A 17,140-nucleotide genomic window follows, 5' to 3' on the forward strand; every position below is an offset into this window, starting at 1 on the left:
ACCCCACCCCTTCCCCAAACCGGGGCGCTGCCCCGGACCCCGATCACGGCCTGGCGGCCGCTTGTCCTCACACTCCCCCAGCCTTCGGCCGGGAGGTATCCCCAGGACGGGCTGAATTCAGCCCGTCCGGCGTTTGAGGACCGGGGGTCCGGAGTCTGGCCCCCAGGAGGTCAGGCGTCGTCGGCGAGGCGCTTGAGGGCTTCGTCGACGGTCAGCTCCTCGCGCTCGCCGCTGCGGCGGTCCTTGAGCTCGACGAGCCCCTTCGGGGCCCCGCGCCCGACGATCAGGATCTGCGGCACGCCCACCAGTTCCGCGTCGGTGAACTTCACGCCCGGGGAGACGCCCTGGCGGTCGTCGACCAGCACCCGCACACCCGCCGCCGCGAGCTTGTCCGCGACCTCCAGGGCGAGTTCGATCTGGACGGCCTTGCCGGCGGCGACGACGTGCACGTCGGCGGGGGCGATCTCCCTGGGCCAGCACAGTCCCTGCTCGTCGGCGGTCTGCTCTGCGAGCGCGGCGACCGCGCGGGAGACGCCGATGCCGTAGGAGCCCATGGTGACGCGGACCGGCTTGCCCTGGGGGCCGAGGACGTCCAGCGCGAAGGTGTCCGCGTACTTGCGGCCGAGCTGGAAGATGTGGCCGATCTCGATGGCCCGGTCGAGGCGCAGTCCGGCGCCGCAGGCCGGGCAAGGGTCGCCGGGTTCGACGACCACGACGTCGAGGTAGCGGTCGACGGTGAAGTCGCGGCCGCAGACGACGTTGCGGGCGTGCTTGCCGGGCTTGTTGGCGCCGGTGATCCAGCTGGTGCCCTCGGCGACGCGCGGGTCGGCGAGGTAGGGGACGTCCAGGCCCTGCGGGCCGACGTAGCCGCGCACGAGGTCGGGGCGGCCGGTGAAGTCCTCGGCGGTGACCAGTTCGACCTCGGCGGGCGCCAGGTGCTCGGCGAGCTTGCCGAGGTCGACCTCGCGGTCGCCGGGAACGCCGACGGCGGTGATCTCGCCGTCCACCTTGACCAGCAGGTTCTTCAGCGTGGCGGATGCCGGCACGTCGAGGAAGTCGGCGAGGGTCTCGATGGTCGGGGTGTCGGGGGTGTCGAGTTCCTCGACGGCCGGGTGGCCGGCGCCGTCGACCGGGGCGACGGTGGTGGTGACGGCCTCGGTGTTGGCGGCGAAGTCGCAGGCCGGGCAGTCGGCGAAGGTGTCCTCGCCGGCCTCGGCGGGGGCCAGGAACTCCTCGGAGGCCGAACCGCCCATGGCGCCGGAGACGGCGGAGACGATGCGGTAGTCCAGGCCGAGGCGTTCGAAGATCCGCGTGTAGGCCTCGCGGTGCAGCCGGTAGGACTCGGCCAGTGCCTCGTCGGAGATGTCGAAGGAGTAGGAGTCCTTCATCTGGAACTCGCGGCCGCGCAGGATGCCGGACCGGGGGCGGGCCTCGTCCCGGTACTTGGTCTGGATCTGGTAGAGCATCACCGGCAGGTCCTTGTAGGACGTGCACTGGTCCTTGACGACCTGGGTGAAGATCTCCTCGTGGGTGGGGCCGAGCAGGTACTCGGCGCCCTTGCGGTCACGCAGCCGGAAGAGCAGGTCGCCGTACTCCTCGTAGCGCCCGGACGCCTCGTACGGCTCCTTGGGCAGGAGCGCCGGCAGCAGGACCTCCTGGGCGCCGATCGCGTCCATCTCCTCGCGCACGACGCGGGTGACGTTCTCCAGGACCTGCTTGCCCAGCGGCAGCCAGGTCCACACGCCGGCGGCGGTGCGGCGAACGTAGCCCGCCCGGACGAGCAGCTTGTGGCTCAGCGTCTCGGCGTCGGCCGGGTCATCGCGCAGCGTCTTCAGCATGGAGCGGGACAGACGCTGGACTCGGGCAGCCATGGGGTTTCTCCTGTTGCGGACCGTGCTCGGTGAAAGTGTGAGGACAAGGAGCGTAATGGGTTCAGCGCCGCAGTGGCAGCTCAGCCCCCATGACCACGTACGGGCTGGGGGCGCTGGGGAAGACCACGCCGCGGGCCAGGTCGCGGTAGCCGAGGTGGCGGTAGAGGGTCCGCGCCGGGCTCTCGGTGTCGATCGCGGAGAGGATCGAGCGGTCCTCGCTCGCGGCGTCCGTGATCTCGGTGATCAGCCGGCGTCCCACGCCCCGCCGCTGGTAGTCGGGGTGGACGTGGAGTTCGGTGATGGTGAAGGAGCCGTCCAGCCAGGAGCTGTTGCCCTCGCGGTAGAGGTAGGGCTCGACGACGGTCGACCACCACTGCCGCCGGTCGTTGGGCAGTCCGTACACAAAGCCGACGAGCCGTCCGGCGGGGGTGGTGGCGCCCAGCGCCCGGGCGCCCGGGTGGACGAGGTGGCGCAGCACGATGTGCCGGCGCACCGCGACCTCCTCGGGGCTGAGACCGAAGGCCAGCGCCTGGACCGCGAGCGCCTCGTCGACGTGGGCGGCCAGGTCGAGGTGGCCCACCGCGACGTCATGCTGCATGGGTGAACCCTACTGCGCTCGGGACAGGACACTCGTACAGCTAGAACAGCACGCTCATGAAGGCGCCGACCTCGGTGAAGCCGACCCGGCGGTAGGACGCCCTGGCGGCGGTGTTGTAGTCGTTGACGTAGAGGCTGACGACCGGCGCGACCTCGCGCAGCGCGTAGCGCAGGACGGCCGCCATGCCCGTCTCCGACAGCCGGCGGCCGCGGTATTCGGGGGCCACCCACACGCCCTGGATCTGGCAGGCCTGCGGGGTGACGGCGCCGATCTCCGCCTTGAAGACCACTCCCCCGCCCTGCTCGTCGCCGGCGAAGCGGGCGAACGCCCGGCCGCCGCCGACGAGTTCGGCGACGCGGGCCTGGTAGATGAGGCCGCCGTCGCCGGCCAGCGGGGAGACGCCGACCTCCTCGGTGAACATGGCGACGCAGGCCGGCATGATCCGTTCCATCTCGTCCTTGCGGACGCGGCGGACGTAGGGGTCGGGCTCGACCTGGGCCGACTCCCGGTCGGTGACCATGAGCGGCTGGTGGGGCCGTACCTCGCGGGCGGGTCCCCAGTGCGGCTCCAGCAGCTCCCACAGGGCGGCGGTCTGCTCGGCGGGGCCGACGACGGAGGAGCAGCGGCGGCCCTGGCGGCGGGCCCGCTCGGCGAAGGCGCGGACGGCCTCCGGCCCTGCGCAGACCGGTACCAGGTTGGCGCCGGCGTAGCACAGGGACTCCAGCCGACCGGCCCGGTACCAGCCCCACATCTCGCCGCCGAGCCGCCACGGGTCCAGGCCGGAGGCGCGGACCCGGGCGGTCACGAAGGCGTTGTCGACCGGTTCCCGGTTCAGGACGGCCAGCGCCTCGTCCAGATCGCTGGGATCGAGGGCCCTGGTGGAAGCGGTCGTCAACACGGGCGGCGGTGCCTTACGTCTGCGGCGGTACGTGGTGCGGTCCTGGCACTGTACCGCCGACCGGGCGGTTCCGGCGCGCGATCGGCCCCTGGGCGGCTGTCAGGACGCCGGGTCAGCTGACGGAGACCTCGGGGGAACCGCTGGCGCCGTCCTCCTGCATCCGCTCGGCGATCTTCATCGCCTCCTCGATCAGCGTCTCGACGATCTTCGACTCGGGCACCGTCTTGATCACCTCGCCCTTGACGAAGATCTGCCCCTTGCCGTTGCCGGAGGCGACGCCGAGGTCGGCTTCGCGGGCCTCGCCCGGGCCGTTGACGACGCAGCCCATGACCGCCACCCGCAGCGGGACGTCCATGCCGGTCAGTCCGGCGGTGACCTCCTCGGCCAGCTTGTAGACGTCGACCTGGGCGCGGCCGCAGGACGGGCAGGAGACGATCTCCAGGCCGCGCTCGCGCAGGCCCAGCGACTCCAGGATCTGGTTGCCGACCTTGATCTCCTCCACCGGCGGCGCGGAGAGGGAGACCCGGATGGTGTCGCCGATGCCCTCGGAGAGCAGCGCGCCGAACGCGACGGCGGACTTGATCGTGCCCTGGAAGGCGGGGCCGGCCTCGGTGACGCCCAGGTGCAGCGGGTAGTCGCACTGGGCGGCGAGCTGCCGGTAGGCGTTGACCATGACGACCGGGTCGTTGTGCTTGACCGAGATCTTGATGTCCTGGAAGCCGTGCTCCTCGAAGAGCGAGCACTCCCACAGCGCGGACTCCACCAGGGCCTCGGGGGTGGCCTTGCCGTACTTGCGCAGCAGTCGCCTGTCGAGGCTGCCGGCGTTGACGCCGATCCGGATCGGCACGTTCGCCGCGGAGGCCGCGGCGGCGATCTCCTTGACCTTGTCGTCGAACTGCTTGATGTTGCCCGGGTTGACGCGGACGGCCGCGCAGCCGGCGTCGATGGCGGCGAAGACGTACTTGGGCTGGAAGTGGATGTCCGCGATCACCGGGATCTGGGACTTCTTCGCGATGATCGGCAGCGCGTCGGCGTCGTCCTGGGTGGGGCAGGCCACCCGGACGATCTGGCAGCCGGACGCGGTCAGCTCGGCGATCTGCTGGAGCGTGGCTCCGATGTCGGACGTCCTGGTGGTGGTCATCGACTGGACGGAAACCGGTGCGTCGCCGCCGACGGCGACGCTGCCCACCTGGATCTGGCGGCTCTTGCGCCGCTCGGCCAGCTTGATCGGTACGGACGGCATTCCCAGCGAAATCGCTGTCATCTTGCGCAACCCCAAGGTGTGTTTCGCGGGCCCGGCTCGGCGGGCTCCCCCGGCATCTGAGACTACGGCACGCGGTGTGCGCGAAGCACACCGTGCCTGCTCGGCCGCGACCGGTCGGCTGCCGCCGGGCGGGGGCGCGCGAGCACCCCCGCCCGGCGGGTCAGCCGGCCAGTCTGACCGGATTCACCACATCGGCGACGAGCACCAGCAGCGTGAAGCAGATGAACAGGCCTGCCACCACGTAGGCGACCGGCATCAGCTTGGCCACGTCGAACGGGCCCGGGTCCGGGCGGCGGAACACCTTGGCCAGGCCGCGGCGTACCGACTCCCAGACCGCCCCCGCCATGTGGCCGCCGTCCAGCGGCAGCAGCGGAAGCATGTTGAAGAGGAACAGGGACAGGTTGAAGCCGGCGAGCAGGAACAGCATCGTGGCCACCCGCTGGCTCGGCGGGATGTCGAGCGTGACGATCTCTCCGCCGACCCTGGCGGCGCCGACGACGCCGACCGGGGAGTCCTGGGCGCGCTCGCCGCCGTTGAACGCGGCGTCCCACAGCGCGGGGATCTTCGACGGCAGCGCGATCAGCGCCTGGAAGCCGTTGTTGACGATGCCGCCCATCGTGTCGACGGCCTGCGGGAAGGACTGCGGCACGATGCCGGAGGCGGGCGCGAAGCCGAGGAAGCCGGCGGTCACGTACTCGCCCTCGACGTAGCCGCCCCGGCCGTCGGTCTTCAGCACCTTGTTCTTGATCGGGGTGGCTTCGAGGACCTTCCGCTCGCCGTCGCGTTCGACGGTGAGGGTGACCGGGCCGTCGGCGGCGCGGATGCTGGCCTGGAGGTCGCCCCAGTCGGAGACCGCCCGCCCGTCGAAGGCGACGATGGTGTCCCCGGCCCGCAGTCCGGCGGCCTTGGCCGGGGTGTCGGGGGCGTCCTTGGGGCAGGAGTCGGTGCGGGCGCTGGCGGGGATGACGCAGTCGGAGACGCTGGCGACCGTGGTGGTCTGGGTGTTGATGCCGAAGCTCATCAGCACGCCGAGGAAGATCACCACGGCCAGCACCAGGTTCATGAAGGGGCCGGCGAACATCACGATGAGCCGCTTCCACGGCTTGCGGGTGTAGAACAGCCGCTTCTCGTCGCCGGGCTGCATCTCCTCGTACGCGGCCGCCCTGGCGTCCTCGATCATGCCCCGGAACGGGGACGTCGAGCGCTGCCTGATCCTGCCGTCGTCGCCGGGCGGGAACATGCCGATCATCCGGATGTAGCCGCCGAGCGGGATCGCCTTGATGCCGTACTCGGTCTCGCCCTTGCGGCGGGACCACAGCGTCGGCCCGAAGCCGACCATGTACTGCGGCACGCGGATGCCGAAGAGCTTGGCCGTCGAGAGGTGGCCGAGCTCGTGCCAGGCGATGGAGAACAGCAGGCCGACGACAAAGACCGCTATGCCCACCAGGGTCATGAGTGTGGTCATGCGCGGTCCTCCGCTGTGCTCTTCCGGGCGTCTTCCGCCAGCTCACGTGCGCGGGCACGCGCCCAGCCCTCCGCGTCCAGGACGTCGTCGAGGGTGAGGCCGGTTCCGGACGGGGTGCCGTGTTCCTCCACCACAGCGGCCACCGTATCCACGATCGCGTTGAACGGCAGCCCGCCGGCGAGGAAGGCGTCGACGCACTCCTCGTTGGCGGCGTTGAAGACGGCCGGCGCGGTGCCGCCCAGCCGGCCGACGTGCGCGGCGAGCCGGACGGCGGGGAAGGCGGTGTCGTCGAGGGGGAAGAACTCCCAGGTCATGGCCTTGCGCCAGTCGAAGACCGGGCCGGAGTCCGGCACCCGCTCGGGCCAGCCGAGGCCCAGCGCGATCGGCAGCCGCATGTCCGGCGGGCCGCACTGGGCGATGGTGGAGCCGTCGGTGAACTCCACCATCGAGTGGACGTAGGACTGCGGATGGACGACGACCTCGATCCGTTCGAACGGGATGTCGTACAGCAGATGCGCCTCGATGACCTCCAGTCCCTTGTTGACGAGGGTGGCGGAGTTGACCGTGATGACCGGGCCCATCGCCCAGGTCGGGTGGGCGAGCGCGTCCTTGGGGGTGACCGCGGCCAGCTCGGCGCGGGAGCGGCCGCGGAAGGGCCCACCGGACGCGGTGACCAGCAGCTTCCGTACCTCGGCGCGGGTGCCGCCCATGAGCGCCTGGAACAGGGCGGAGTGCTCGGAGTCCACGGGGATGATCTGGCCGGGCTTGGCAAGCGCCTTCACCAGCGGGCCGCCGACGATCAGCGACTCCTTGTTGGCGAGCGCGAGGACGTGCCCGGCCTCCAGCGCGGCGAGCGTGGGCCGCAGCCCGATGGAACCGGTGATGCCGTTGAGCACGGTGTGGCACGGGGAGGCGGCCAGCTCGGTGGCGGCGTCCGGGCCGGCCAGCACCTCGGGCAGCTCGGCCCCGGCTCCGTACCTCGCGCGCAGCGCCTCGCGGAGCGCGCCCGCCTGCGCGTCGCGGGCGACGGCGACGGTCCCCGCTCCCAGCCGGTATGCCTGGTCGGCCAGCAGCTCGACCTGTCCGCCGCCGGCGGACAGCGCCGTCACCCGGAAGCGGTCGGGGTTGCTGAGGACGACGTCCACGGCCTGCGTTCCGATCGATCCCGTGGATCCCAGGATGACGATGTCGCGGGGGCCGCCGTGGACGGTCTGCTGCGCCGCCGGGTAACCGGTGTGCGGGTCGGCAAGCGGAGCGGGTTCGGCGAGGGGTTCCGTCATGGGTCCATTGTCACCGGTGGCCGAGGTGACCCGGACGGCGCATCGGGGTACGGCCCGGCGCCCGCCGCCGGACGGGGGCTACGGACGGCGGGGTTGGCGGTACGGGCGCTCGGGTATATGTGCCGCTCCAGCCCGCCGGAGCGGCCCTACGGGATGGGGCGGTGGACGTTCTTCGCCTGGGAGGGGCCCGGCGGCGTGTCGGCGATCCAGGGCCCGGGGGTGGAGGCGTCGATGACGCCCTCCTCCAGCCAGGCGTAGGCGCCGTCGAGGACGCCTCGGGCCACCTTGCGGTCGAGTTCGTCGGTGTTGTGCCACAGGCGGGCGAACAGCTCGTCCACCCGGACGCGGGCCTGCCGGCAGAAGGCGTCGGCGAGTTGGCGGGCGGCGCGGCCGTCCTCCCCTCGGGCGGCGAGGTGTTCGGCCCGGACGCAGGCCGCGCTCATCGCGAAGAGTTCGGCGCCGATGTCGACGATCCGGCCGAGGAAGCCCTGCTTGGTCTCCAGCTTGCCCTGCCAGCGGGACATCGCGTAGAAGGTGGCCCGGGCGAGCTTGCGCGAGTGCCGCTCGACGTACCGCAGGTGACCGGCCAGCCGGCCGAACTCCGCGTATGCGGAGGGGAGTTGTCCACTGCCGGCGACGAGGCGGGGCAGCCAGCGGGCGTAGAAGGCGCCGGCCTTCGCGCCCGCGCGGGCCTTGTCGGCCAGCGCCTTGTCGGGGTCGACGAGGTCGCCGGCGACCTTGAGGTGGGCGTCCACGGCCTCGCGGGCGATGAGCAGCCGCATGATCTCGGTGCTGCCCTCGAAGATCCGGTTGATGCGCAGATCGCGCAGCAACTGCTCGGCGGGGACGCCGCGTTCACCGCGGGCGGCGAGGGATGCGGCGGTCTCGTAGCCGCGGCCGCCGCGGATCTGGACGAGTTCGTCCGCCATCAGGCAGGCCGCCTCGGAGGCGTGCAGTTTGGCGATGGCCGCCTCGATGCGGATGTCGTTGCGGTCCTCGTCGGCCATCTGGGAGGAGAGGTCGAGCACGGCTTCGAGGGCGAAGGTGGTGGCGGCGATGTAGGAGAGCTTGGCGCCGACGGCCTCGTGCCGCCCCACCGGACGGCCCCACTGGACGCGTTCGGCGGCCCACTGGCGGGCGATGCGCAGGGACCACTTGCCGGCGCCGACGCACATCGCGGGCAGCGAGAGCCGGCCGGTGTTCAGGGTGGTCAGCGCGATCCGCAGGCCCGCGCCCTCGGCGCCGATCCGGTTGGCGGCCGGTACCCGCACCCGGTGGAAGCGGGTGACGCCGTTCTCGATGCCGCGCAGCCCCATGAAGGCGTTGCGGTTCTCCACGGTGATGCCCTCGGAGTCCGCCTCGACGACAAACGCGGTGATGCCGCCGGGCCCTTCCGGGTGGGCGGGGACCCGGGCCATCACCACGAGCAGGTCGGCGACGACACCGTTGGTGGTCCACAGCTTCACGCCGTCCACGACGTACTCGTCGCCCTCCCGGACCGCGCTGGTGGCCAGCCGGGCGGGGTCGGAGCCGACATCCGGCTCGGTGAGGAGGAAGGCGGAGATGTCGTGGCGGGCGCAGCGCGGCAGGAACTCGGCCTTCTGCTCGTCGGTGCCGAACGCCTTCAGCGGCTGCGGTACGCCGATGGACTGGTGGGCGGAGAGCAGCGCGCTCACCGCCGGGCTGACCGAGCCGACGAGCGCGAGCGCCTTGTTGTAGTAGAGCTGGCTGAGGCCGAGACCGCCGTACTCGCGGTCGATCTTCATGCCGAGGGCGCCGATCCGGCGGAGGCCGTTCACCACCTCGTCGGGGATGCGGGCGTCGCGCTCGATGCGCGCGCCGTCCATCTCCCGCTCGCAGAACTCGCGGAGTTCGGCCAGGAACGCCTCGCCGCGCCGCACGCTGTCGGGGTCCGGCTCGGGGTGGGGGTGGATGAGGTCGAGTCGGAACCGGCCGAGGAACAGCTCCTTGGCGAAGCTCGGCTTGCGCCAGTCCTGTTCGCGTGCCGCCTCGGCCACCTGGCGCGCCTCGCGTTCGGAGACGGGCCTGCCGGTCGCGCTGTCGGGTGCCGCGGTCATTGCGGGATCCACCTCGCCGTCGGTCGGGGTGCGGTGCCGGTCTTCCACCGCTCGGTCCTGTCTGTCCGTGGTACCCGATGCGCCGGTCCTGTACCAGCCCCCGCGCAGACGGGACCCCCGGTCGGCCCGTGGTTCAGCCGTGCGGGCGGGGTCGGGCGACGGAAAGGGCCCGGCCCGGGACGCGAGCGGTGTCGCGTCCCGGGCCGGGCCGTGGAGGTTCGGCGTGGGGCTAGAGGTCCAGGCCGGTGAGGACCAGCACCCGCTCGTAGGTGTAGTCCTCCATGGCGTAGCGCACGCCCTCGCGGCCGACGCCGGACTGCTTGGCGCCGCCGTAGGGCATCTGGTCGGCGCGGTAGGACGGCACGTCGCCGACGATCACGCCGCCGACCTCGAGCTTGCGGTGGGCGCGGAAGGCGGCCTGCACGTCGTGCGTGAAGACACCGGCCTGGAGGCCGTACTTGGAGTCGTTCGCCGCGGCGAAGGCTGCCTCCTCGCCGTCGACCCGGGTGAAGGAGAGTACCGGCCCGAAGACCTCCTCGCAGCCGAGCTGGGTGTCGGCGGGCACGTTCTCCAGCGCGGTGGGCGCGTAGGTGGCGCCGTCCCGCTTGCCGCCGGTGAGCAGCTTCGCGCCGGCCGCGACGGCCTCGTCGACCCAGGACTCGACGCGCTTGGCGGCGTCCTCGCTGACCAGCGGGCCGACGTCGGTGGCCGGGTCGCTCGGGTCACCGGTGGCCAGCGCCTCGATGGCGGCGACGACCTTGGGCACCAGGCGGTCGTAGACGCTCGCGTCGGCGATCACCCGCTGCACGGAGATGCAGGACTGGCCGCCCTGGTAGTTGGAGAAGGTCGCGATGCGCTGGGCGGCGAAGTCCAGGTCGGCCTCGGAGGAGAAGTCCGGCAGCACGATCGCGGCGCCGTTGCCGCCGAGTTCCAGCGTGACGCGCTTGCGCGGCACGGAGTCCAGGATGGACCAGCCGACCGGCTCGGAGCCGGTGAAGGAGATGATCGGCAGCCGCTCGTCCTGGACCAGCGCCGGCATCCGGTCGTTGGGGACCGGGAGGACGGACCAGGAGCCGGCGGGCAGCTCGGTCTCGGCGAGCAGTTCGCCGAGGATCAGCGCGGACAGCGGGGTGGCCGGCGCCGGCTTGAGGATGATCGGCGCGCCGGCGGCGATGGCCGGGGCCACCTTGTGGGCGCACAGGTTCAGCGGGAAGTTGAACGGCGCGATGCCGAGGACCGTGCCGAGCGGGAAGCGGCGGGTGAGGGCGAGCCGCCCGGTGCCGCCGGCGTCGGAGTCCAGCCGCTGGGCGTCGCCGCCGTTGAAGCGGCGGGCCTCGTCGGCGGCCCAGCGGAAGACCGAGGTGCAGCGGGCGACCTCGCCCCTGGCCCACTTGATCGGCTTGCCGTTCTCGGCGGAGATGAGCTGCGCGATCTCCTCGGCGCGCTCGCCGAGCCGGGTGACGACGTGGTCGAGGGCGGCGGCGCGGACGTGCGCGGGGGTGGCCGCGAACTCCTCGGCGACGGCCGCCGCGGCGGCGACGGCCTCCTCCACCTGCTCGTCGGTGGGCACGCTGACGTGACCGACGGTGCGGCCGTCCCACGGGGAGGTGACCTCAAAGGTGGTGTTGCCGGTCGCCTCGCGGCCGGCGAGCCAGAACGCGTGCGGGGAAGTCGCTTCAGTCACTGCGGATCCCGGCCTTCCGAATGTCGTGGGTTGGTACCTACCGCCCACCGTAGGGGCACGGGCGCGCGGACGGTCTTGTCCGACGCGTAGCAGTCCCGGGGTGTGTCGCTCCGCTTTGGCAGACGCCGGGGGCACGGGCAGCGGACGGGTCGGGAGGGCCCGGTGTCCGGTACCCGGGAGCGGTGGTTCGCCGGTGGTCCATAGCCCACGCGGGTCATTGACCAATACATGACACCGCGCAACGATGTCGCCGCGCGACGTGTGATCCCGGCGCCGCGCGCGCAAGACCCCCCACCTTCTCGCTCTGGAGATCCCAGGAGATGCGCATGCGCATGACCAAACGCGGCCGTCGGACGACGACGGCCGCCGCCCTGCTCGCCCTCGCGCTGGCGGTACCGCTCGGCGCCCAGGCCCTCGCCGCCCCGGCGGACTCCTCCCCGACACCCACCGCCGACCAGCGGCAGGCCCCCGACCAGTACGAGGTCTCGGGCGTCCGCACGGCGACCGAACGCACCCGGCTGTCCGCCCAGGGCGCCGCCATCAACGAGGTGACCGATCACTCGGTCGTCGTCACCGCCGACAAGTCGCTCGCCGCCAAGCTCCGCAAGGCCGGCTACGACCTGACCGCCCTCCCGGCAGCGGGCAGGAGCGCCGACGTCAGCGCCTCCGCCCCGTCCGACTACCACAGTTACGCCTCGATGATGAGGGCCGTCGACACCTACGTCGCCCAGTACCCGAACCTGCTGCGCAAGCAGGTCATCGGCAGGTCGTACCAGGGCCGGGACATCATCGCCGTCAAACTCAGCTCCAACGTGGCGGTCGACGAGAACAAGCCCGAGGTGCTGTTCACCCACAACATGCACGCCCGCGAGCACCTGACCGTCGAGATGGCCCTGTACACGCTGCGCGAGCTGGCGTCGCAGTACGGCCGTGACCAGCGGGTGACCCGCATGCTCGACCAGCGGGAGATCTGGGTCATCCCGTCCATCAACCCGGACGGCAAGGTCTACGACCAGGACAGCGGCAGGTTCCGGATGTGGCGCAAGAACCGCCAGCCCAACTCCGGCAGCTCGGCCGTCGGCACCGACATCAACCGCAACTGGGCCTACCGCTGGGGCTGCTGCGGTGGCTCCTCCGGCTCGCCGGGCAGCGAGACCTACCGCGGCCCCTCGGCGCACTCCGCGCCCGAGACCCGGGTGGTGGCGGACTTCGTGCGCAGCCGGATCGTCGGCGGCAAGCAGCAGATCAGCGCGCACATCGACTTCCACACCTACGGCGAACTCGTCCTGTGGCCGTACGGCTTCACCTACAACGACACCGCGCCCGGCCTCACCCAGGACGACCGGAACGCGCACGCGGCCGTCGGCCAGGCGATGGCCAGGAGCAACGGCTACCGCGCCCAGCAGTCCAGCGACCTCTACATCACCGACGGCTCGATCGGCGACTGGATGTGGGGCGACCAGAAGATCTTCTCGTACACCTTCGAGATGTACCCGCGCAGCAGCAGCGGTGGCGGCTTCTACCCACCCGGCAGCGTGATCAACCGGGAGACCGCCCGCAACAAGGAGGCCGTGCTGCTCCTGCTGGAGAACGCGGACTGCATGTACCGCTCGATCGGCAAGGAGGCGCAGTACTGCCGGTCCTGACGGGCCGCTGTCCCGCAGACGAAGTCGGGCGTCCGCGGAGCTGGGGGGACTCAGCCTCGCGGGCGCCCGTCCGCCTCCGTCGACGTCGGCGAGCGGTCCGGTTCGGCGCTGTGGGTGGCCTTCAGCGCCAGCCACAGCTCCATCCGGGCGTCCGGGTCGTCCAGCGAGCGGCCCAGGATCTCCTCGACGCGGCGCATCCGGTACCGCAGCGTGTGGCGGTGCACGCCGAGGTCGGCGGCGGCCGCGTCCCACTGGCCGTGCCGGGACAGCCACGCCCGCAGGGAGGCGACGAGGTCGCCGCGCCCACTGGCGTCGTGCTCGTGCAGCGGGCGCAGCAGCCCTCCGGCGAACGCCCGCACCGCGTCGTCGGCCAGCAGCGGCAGCACCGAGCCGGCGGCCATCTCCTCGTGTTCCACCAGCGAGGCGCCGCGGCGGCGGGCGATCGACAGCGCCTGCTCCGCCTGCTTGTAGGCGGTGGTCGCGGCGGCGATCCCGGTGGGCGCGGAGACGCCCACGGCCAGCCCGTCCGCGGATCTGGCGTGCTCGGCGCAGGCTTCCGCCCCTCCCCCGCCGTCGGCCACCAGCAGCACCAGCCGGCTGCCGTCGGGCACGGCCAGCACCGACTCGCCGCCGCGCGAGGCGGCGGACTCCACCGCGTCGGCCAGCGCCTCCAGCGGGCCCGGCGCCTCCGGGTCCGGCGGCTCGGCGCCGGACTGCGGCGCGGTCTCGGCGACGACCACCCGCAGCGGGGTGTCCAGCAGGGTGCCGTAGAGGTTGCCGGCGACGGCCCGCGCGTGGCCGTCCTCCCCGGTCAGCAGCATGCGCAGGACCGCCGCGCCCAGCCGCTGCTCGGCGTCCTGGAGCGCGCGGGAGCGTTCGGTCGTCAACGTCAGCAGCGCGACGGCGGAGTTGACCGCGTACCGCTCAGCCGTCCCCAGCGGTGAGCCGGTGCCCACCGCCAGGACGGCCCGGGCCCGGCGGCCGCCGCCGACGGTCTGCAGCTCGACCCGGTCGTCCGCCTCGGAACCGCTCACCACGGCGCTCGCCGGGGCCTGCCGGCCGTGCAGCCGCAGCACGTCGTCCACCAGTCGGCCCGCCCGGCGCGCCGCCCAGGCCGGCGCGGCCGACACCAGCGCGCCGGAAGCGTCGTAGAGGGCGGCCCAGCCGTCGACGTGCGCGGCCAGCCGGGCGAGCAGCGCGTTCGGTCCCTCGGCGGACTGGGCGGCCCGGGTGAGCTCGCGCTGCGCCTCGAATCCCGCGGTCACCGACCGGTACTGCTCGGCCGCGATCGCCGCCGACACCGCTTTCGCGATGGCGATGAAGGGGGTGCGCCTCGGCACTTCCAGCAGTGGGAAGTCCGCCTCCCGCGCCGCTTCGACGAGGGCTTCCGGCACCTGCTCGTAGTTGACGCCGGCGGCGAAACCCAGCCCCACCACACCGGCCGCCGACAGCCGGCGCAGATAGCCGCGCATGGTCTCCGGATCGGCCGCGTCGATCTTCAGGGCCGTCATCAGCAGCAGCTCGCCGCCGTCCAGCCACGGGGTCGGGTCCGGGAGTTCGCTCACCTGCGCCCAACGCACGGGCACGTCGAGGCGGTCCTCACCGGCGAGGACGGTGAGCCGGAGCGAGGAGTGCTGGACGAGGGAGGCGAGCGTGGGGGACATCTTCCCTCCGCGGGTCCTTTCCGTGTCCGTCGGTGCCGGCGTGCGGGTATGTCACGGCGGGTGCCACGGGCGTGTGACATACGTACGGCTCTCTCGGCGACAGCACCACACCACCGGGTGGTTTTTAGCCGATCAGTAGTGGGTACCCACCATCACCGTGCCACAGCGTACAGGGGCCCGCGCGCTCACGCCCTACCAGCCGTCCCCCCGCCGGGCACCAAGCCGGGCGAGCACCGGAGGCCCCGCCTCACCCCGCACCGACGTCAGCGACAGCACCGCGTGCCCGGGCGGCACCTTGTGCGCCAGATCCGATGCCGACCACCGCTCGCGCTGCACGGACCGCACGGTCACCGACCTGGTCGTCGCCCGCACACCGGTGAACACCGTCCGCACCCCGCGCAGGGCCCGCCGGACAACGCCGCCGGAGAAGTCCGGATTGTGGGTGACCTCCTCCGTCTTGACCCAGTCCCGGCCCCAGGCCTGGGCGAAGACCTCGCCGTCCCAGGTACTCACGCCCGCCATCGCGACCCGGCAGCCCACCGAGCCGACCAGCGCGGTGCGCAGCCGCTCCGGCAGGTCGTCCAGGGTGCGAAGGGTCAGCAGGGCGCCCGCGTTCGCGGCCCGCAGCTGCCGCAGCCCACGCACGGCCTCCGGCGTCACCGCGTGTGTGGCGTCGTCCAGCACCAGCGCGGCGAACAGCGAACGGTCATGGCGACCGGTGACCCCGGCGGTGAACTGGGCGAGCAGCAGCCTGGTCAGGATGCGGGCGGCCTCCTGGTTGCCGCGTTCGGGCAGGTCGATCCGCACCCGCAGGGGATGCTGGAGAGCGCTCAGCGAGAACGGCGGGGGGCCGCCGGGGCGGCGCTGCCCCTCCAGGAAGCCGTCGAACGCCGGCCTGGTGAGCAGCGCGACGCGGTCCGCCAGCAGCCGGCCGACGTCACCGGCCTCGGCCGCCTGCCGGGCCCGCGCGTCCAGGTCCCGCTGGGCACCGTACTGCCCGGCCGCCTCCAACGCCTCCCGCAGCGCGGCGAGCGCCACCGGAGAGCCGTCCAGCAGCTCCCGGAGCTCCCGCACCCCGGGGAAGCGGTCGTGCGCGGCGCGGTACGGCCCGAGCAGTTGGCCGAGCGCGGTGGCCGCGGCCCGGACGGTCGCCGTCTCCTCCGCACCGACCAGCGCCTCGGCCAGCAGCGCGGCGGCCTCGTCCGGGTCCTCCACACCCGCGTACAGGTCCAGGTCGTGGCCGGAACGCGGATCGCCGAACCGGATGACCACGTCGAAGCCGTCGTCGGGCCCGAGCGCGGCGCGCGCGGCGCCGACCGCCACGACGGCGGCCTGGCCGCTGAGCGCCTGCAGACACAACGCCTCGACGACCGGCCGGACCAGCCGAGCCGTCTTACCGGACGCCGGCGGGCCGACGGCGAGCAGCGAGGTGCCGAGCAGCCCGGGGTCGAGCGCGAGCTCCCGCCCCCGGTAGCGGAAGGCGTTGCGGGTGTCGTCCGCCACCGCCCCGATCCGCACCTGCCCGGTGAGCAGGTCGTGGCCGGCCGTGCGGACGGCGAGGTCCCGGGCGCCGGAGGGGTGCTCGTACGCGGCGGCGCCGCGGGCCCGCACCTCGGCGGCGAACTCGGCGAGCGCGGCGGGCCGGGAGCGCACCTGCCGCCACACCCGTTCGATGCGGACGTAGTCCACGTCCCCCAGCCGGCCCTCGCGGACCTCCCGGGTGAGCAGGTCCGCCTCCGCCGGGAAGCCGGCGGCACGCAGCTCCGGCCAGCGTTCCAGCTCCTCCGGCGCCGCCCGCTCCGGCGTCGGCGTCCACTCCTTCGCGGGCGGCCGCTCGCCGCGCCCGCGCAGCCGCCGCCACGCCGCGCGCCAGCCGCCGGCCCAGGCGGCGAGCGTCACCAGGAGCAGCGCGGACAGCAGGTAGTAGACGTTGAAGAAGACCAGCCCGGCGACCGGTTCCATGGTGTGCCACTCGTCCGGGGTGAGCGCCCAGCCGGGCTCCAGCCAGAACGTCCAGGCTCCACTCGCGCCCATCAGCCCGACGAACACCGCCCCGAGCAGCGCGAGCAGCGCCCTGCGGTACGGCCGCAACGCGGCCGACGGCGCACCGAGCCGCGCGGTGGCCCGCCGCCACGTCTCCGGCGCGAACCGCCGCCACACCTGCGGCCAGCGGCCGAACCGCCCGCACAACCACAGCAGCAGCCCCGCGAACAGCACGTAGTAGACGCGGGAGGCGGTGTCGAACGCCTCGATGTCGCCGCCGGGCTTCCGCCACTCCTCCGGCGTCAGCCACAGCAGCGGCCACAGCCACACCCTGACGTAGCCGTTCCAGCACAGCGACCAGACCAGCAGCCCCACCAGCAGGGCGAGCACCGCCCCGCCCAGCAGCTGCCGGTCGCCGACGCGCTCCGGCTCCTCGGCCGGTCCGGCCCGGTGCCCCTGCCGCCACAGCCCGGGGTCCGCCTCCGGGCGCGGCGCGCGCAGCCAGCGCACCAGCGGCGCCACGCCCACCTCCGGGGCGTGCCCGGGCATCGGCGGAACCGGCGGGGTGCGCGGCCCGGGCGGCCTCGCCACGGCCTCACGTTCGGCTCCGCCACGGCCCGCTTCCGCGCTCATCTGCTGCCCTGCCCCCTGACCACCGACCCGGATGGGCGAGGTGCTCGTGCGTTCTCCTGCTGCTCCTGCCCTGCGG

General features: G+C 73.0%; 11 protein-coding genes. 1 reads left to right on the forward strand and 10 read right to left on the reverse strand.

Translation table 11 applies throughout. The features are described from left to right. Positions 1 to 170: 170 nt before the first annotated feature. The 8 genes from FNX44_RS04410 to FNX44_RS04445 all read right to left on the reverse strand — a co-directional run bounded on the left by FNX44_RS04410 (position 171) and on the right by FNX44_RS04445 (position 11,138). Positions 171 to 1,871 carry a proline--tRNA ligase gene (locus FNX44_RS04410; RefSeq protein ID WP_143646605.1) on the reverse strand — a complete coding sequence of 567 codons (1,701 nt, stop codon included), beginning with the start codon at positions 1,869 to 1,871 and terminating at the stop codon, positions 171 to 173. A gap of 61 nt (positions 1,872 to 1,932) precedes the next feature. Further along, positions 1,933 to 2,469 (reverse strand): GNAT family N-acetyltransferase, encoded by a 537-nt coding sequence (locus tag FNX44_RS04415; RefSeq protein ID WP_143646606.1) that lies wholly within the window; start codon positions 2,467 to 2,469, stop codon positions 1,933 to 1,935. A 40-nt stretch (positions 2,470 to 2,509) separates the two neighbouring features. Continuing rightward, on the reverse strand, positions 2,510 to 3,367 hold the full coding sequence (locus tag FNX44_RS04420) for a GNAT family N-acetyltransferase (RefSeq protein WP_143646607.1): 858 nt from the start codon (positions 3,365 to 3,367) through the stop codon (positions 2,510 to 2,512). Positions 3,368 to 3,479: 112 nt separating this feature from the next. Continuing rightward, positions 3,480 to 4,631 (reverse strand): flavodoxin-dependent (E)-4-hydroxy-3-methylbut-2-enyl-diphosphate synthase, encoded by a 1,152-nt coding sequence (ispG, locus tag FNX44_RS04425; protein WP_143646608.1) that lies wholly within the window; start codon positions 4,629 to 4,631, stop codon positions 3,480 to 3,482. A 160-nt stretch (positions 4,632 to 4,791) separates the two neighbouring features. Continuing rightward, positions 4,792 to 6,096, reverse strand: a complete 1,305-nt coding sequence (locus tag FNX44_RS04430; protein WP_143646609.1) for a M50 family metallopeptidase — start codon at positions 6,094 to 6,096, stop codon at positions 4,792 to 4,794. After that, positions 6,093 to 7,376: a 1-deoxy-D-xylulose-5-phosphate reductoisomerase gene (dxr, locus tag FNX44_RS04435; RefSeq protein ID WP_143646610.1), complete on the reverse strand. Its 1,284-nt coding sequence runs from the start codon at positions 7,374 to 7,376 to the stop codon at positions 6,093 to 6,095. Before dxr ends, FNX44_RS04430 begins: the two co-directional genes overlap by 4 nt. Positions 7,377 to 7,522: 146 nt before the next feature. Next, entirely contained in the window at positions 7,523 to 9,454 is a 1,932-nt protein-coding gene (locus tag FNX44_RS04440; RefSeq protein WP_143646611.1) for an acyl-CoA dehydrogenase family protein, read from the reverse strand. 229 nt (positions 9,455 to 9,683) lie between these two features. Beyond that, entirely contained in the window at positions 9,684 to 11,138 is a 1,455-nt protein-coding gene (locus FNX44_RS04445; protein WP_143646612.1) for an aldehyde dehydrogenase family protein, read from the reverse strand. A 320-nt stretch (positions 11,139 to 11,458) separates the two neighbouring features. Here FNX44_RS04445 and FNX44_RS04450 point away from each other — a divergent pair, with 320 nt between their 5' ends. After that, a complete protein-coding gene (locus tag FNX44_RS04450; RefSeq protein ID WP_143646613.1) occupies positions 11,459 to 12,784 on the forward strand; it encodes a M14 family metallopeptidase in 1,326 nt (441 codons plus the stop codon). A gap of 50 nt (positions 12,785 to 12,834) precedes the next feature. On the opposite strand, the gene FNX44_RS04455 is transcribed toward FNX44_RS04450, so the two are convergent. Together FNX44_RS04455 and FNX44_RS04460 are read right to left on the reverse strand one after the other, a co-directional pair. Continuing rightward, a complete protein-coding gene (locus FNX44_RS04455) occupies positions 12,835 to 14,448 on the reverse strand; it encodes a PucR family transcriptional regulator (RefSeq protein WP_143646614.1) in 1,614 nt (537 codons plus the stop codon). Between the two features lie 192 nt (positions 14,449 to 14,640). After that, on the reverse strand, positions 14,641 to 17,064 hold the full coding sequence (locus tag FNX44_RS04460) for an ATP-binding protein (RefSeq protein ID WP_228449650.1): 2,424 nt from the start codon (positions 17,062 to 17,064) through the stop codon (positions 14,641 to 14,643). Positions 17,065 to 17,140 lie beyond the last annotated feature (76 nt).

This window comes from Streptomyces alkaliterrae (assembly GCF_007097205.2).
GTDB lineage: Bacteria > Actinomycetota > Actinomycetes > Streptomycetales > Streptomycetaceae > Streptomyces > Streptomyces alkaliterrae.

Bases quoted from the DNA above. Each gene is read 5' to 3' on its own strand.
- FNX44_RS04410 (WP_143646605.1), bottom strand. From the start codon at position 1,871: ATGGCTGCCCGAGTCCAGCGTCTGTCCCGCTCCATGCTGAAGACGCTG.
- FNX44_RS04415 (WP_143646606.1), bottom strand. From the start codon at position 2,469: ATGCAGCATGACGTCGCGGTGGGCCACCTCGACCTGGCCGCCCACGTC.
- ispG (WP_143646608.1), bottom strand. From the start codon at position 4,631: ATGACAGCGATTTCGCTGGGAATGCCGTCCGTACCGATCAAGCTGGCC.
- FNX44_RS04430 (WP_143646609.1), bottom strand. From the start codon at position 6,096: ATGACCACACTCATGACCCTGGTGGGCATAGCGGTCTTTGTCGTCGGC.
- dxr (WP_143646610.1), bottom strand. From the start codon at position 7,376: ATGACGGAACCCCTCGCCGAACCCGCTCCGCTTGCCGACCCGCACACC.
- FNX44_RS04440 (WP_143646611.1), bottom strand. From the start codon at position 9,454: ATGACCGCGGCACCCGACAGCGCGACCGGCAGGCCCGTCTCCGAACGC.
- FNX44_RS04450 (WP_143646613.1), top strand. From the start codon at position 11,459: ATGCGCATGCGCATGACCAAACGCGGCCGTCGGACGACGACGGCCGCC.
- FNX44_RS04455 (WP_143646614.1), bottom strand. From the start codon at position 14,448: ATGTCCCCCACGCTCGCCTCCCTCGTCCAGCACTCCTCGCTCCGGCTC.
- FNX44_RS04460 (WP_228449650.1), bottom strand. From the start codon at position 17,064: ATGAGCGCGGAAGCGGGCCGTGGCGGAGCCGAACGTGAGGCCGTGGCG.